Raw genomic sequence first — 1,826 nt, 5'->3', positions numbered from 1 at the left:
TTTTTGCTTTCTTTCTGAATTTCATTTTTCAAGTTCTCTTTTGCAGCAGTTCTTGCTTTCATCCTAGACACCTCTATACCGCTGTCTTCGATTTTAGCAGAGCCCACAACATACATATCCTCACTTTCATTTACAGAAGAGGCTATCTTGGCCTTGCTGATCGGAGAACCTCCCGACAGACTTGTACACCCCTGAACAAAAACCAACGAAACTAAAACACATAACATATAAAAGTTTTTCTTAATGATAATCCTCTCCTTTTAAATAAAAATAATCACATTGTGTTCTTCTCTAAGTAAAGCATTTTATAACAAAAAAATGCAAAAAGCAACTTAAATCGTTGAAGTTTAAAGTAACTTTTTTTCATATAAATATCTCTTTATAAAAACCTCTATTTTATTGGCCTACAGAGTTTTATTTCAGAGTCATGAAATTCTTTTTTTATTACTCCATCGGATAAATATACTCATCGGATTTATCCAACTAAACTTTCCAAATAGAAGTTTTTAGAGCTATAGTTCAGATAAAAAAAAACAGACAGAAAATCTATTCTGTCTGCTCAGTTAATTTCAAAATAATAATACGGTGAACTATATAAATAAATATATAAATATAGGGATAAAGGGAGCCAGACTGAGATTGGCCACTTTTATCTTGGTCACCCCTAAAATATTGAGTCCGATTGCTATGATCACCAGAGATCCTGCACATGTTATCTCATCTATAACCACTGCCGATAAAAATGGGGAAATGGTTCCTGCAAATAAAGCTATGGCTCCCTCGTAGAATAAAATCATAAATGCCGAGAAAAACACACCTATTCCCATGGTTGCAGACATGGCAAGAACCACAAAGAGATCAATAAATGCTTTTGCATAGAGCACTTCATGATTACCTATTAGACCACTCTGAAGGGATCCAACTATTGCCATTGCTCCTACACAAACTACCATGGTAGAATTTAGAAATCCCTCTGCCAAAGACTCTTTTTCATCTGTTTTTGAACTAAATCTGGCTTCCATGGCAACCCCGAATTTTCTGAGTTTATCATCTATATCTATTATCTCACCAATGATGCCTCCTATGGCTATTGCTGCTATGGTCACCAGTATGTTTTTCCCCTTCAATGAACCTGATATTCCAACATAGAGAACACATAACCCCATACCGTTCATCACAGTGTCTATTATTTTTTTGTTGAATCTTTTTTTGAATAAAACTCCCAGCAAAGATCCTAAACCTACTGCTGCAGAATTGACTATCACACCACTCAATACCATTGTTCCACCTTCTAAAAAACGACTTTAGGCGAGTTTAACAGTTTTTATTACTTTTGTAAACGATAAATTTCAACTGTTTTTAACTTTTTCATCTAAATATTTTTCAATGTTCTCGGCTATATTTCTAGATATATTTACCGCTTCTACAACTGTTTTTGCACCGGTAACTACATCTCCTCCGGAAAATACACCTGACATGGTTGTATGACCGTCTTTATCAGTAATAATAAGACCGTTCTCATTGACTTTAATAGTATTGACGTTTGAAACTATTCTGGATTTCGGTCCCTGGCTTACGGCAATAATAACAGAATCACTTTTAAAAAGCCTATCTGATCCCTCTAAAGGAGTGAATACAGGGTAACCATCTTCAGAAATCGATTTCTTCATATCCACAATTTTTACTCCATCATCTGTGATTTCTGTTGGCCCCACATGATACATGAATTCCACTCCGTCAATTTTTGCATATTTTACCTCGTGTTCTCTAGCCTCTATAAATTCTGCGGAATCCCTGAATAAAATAGTCGCCTTTTCAACTCCGTG

At 35.2% G+C, this 1,826-nt stretch carries 3 protein-coding genes; all 3 read right to left on the bottom strand.

Annotated elements, in window-relative coordinates:
- Window positions 1–227 (bottom strand): hypothetical protein (locus ABZA26_RS14210; protein ID WP_372715147.1); only part of this gene is annotated, 227 nt, incomplete at its 3' end.
- A 363-nt stretch (window positions 228–590) separates the two neighbouring features.
- Window positions 591–1,280, bottom strand: a complete 690-nt coding sequence (locus ABZA26_RS14205; protein WP_372715146.1) for a DUF554 domain-containing protein — start codon at window positions 1,278–1,280, stop codon at window positions 591–593.
- Between the two features lie 69 nt (window positions 1,281–1,349).
- On the bottom strand, window positions 1,350–1,826 hold a 477-nt coding region (locus ABZA26_RS14200), incomplete at its 5' end, for an FAD-dependent oxidoreductase (RefSeq protein WP_372715145.1).

The organism is Ilyobacter sp. (assembly GCF_041583315.1).
Taxonomy (GTDB): Bacteria; Fusobacteriota; Fusobacteriia; order Fusobacteriales; family Fusobacteriaceae; genus Ilyobacter.
Note: the sequence above shows the minus strand (reverse complement) of the source record. Positions and strands in the feature narration are given on the sequence as shown.

Excerpts from the sequence above, each read along its gene's own strand:
- ABZA26_RS14205 (WP_372715146.1), bottom strand. The coding sequence starts at position 1,280 with ATGGTATTGAGTGGTGTGATAGTCAATTCTGCAGCAGTAGGTTTAGGA.